This is a genomic window from Photobacterium sp. R1 (genome assembly GCF_054600795.1).
Map to the genome: position 1 here is coordinate 1 of NZ_BAAHZP010000915.1, position 241 is coordinate 241.

The 241-nt window shown below is 44.0% G+C and carries 1 protein-coding gene; it reads right to left on the bottom strand.

From position 1 onward, the window contains the following. Positions 1 to 77: 77 nt before the first annotated feature. Positions 78 to 241: DUF2797 domain-containing protein (locus ACYP03_RS27730; protein ID WP_459782902.1), on the bottom strand; the 164-nt coding region annotated here is incomplete at its 5' end.

Consider the following 241-nt stretch of genomic DNA (forward strand, 5'->3'; position numbering starts at 1 on the left):
CGTCCAGAATGTTCGTTCAGCCAAAGACGAAACTGTACTGATCTGATGAAGTAATCGCCTTCAATCTTCGTCGATAATCAGGCCGCACCAGGATGCGGCCTGATTTTTTCAATGATTTCAGGTGTTTGTACCGTTACTTCGTAGCTGGTGAATTTTCGAAAGTTTATCACACCAGTATCGAAAATCAGATATTGCCCATTGATACCCAGAAGACCCCCTTCAACGACGGCTTCCTTATCAA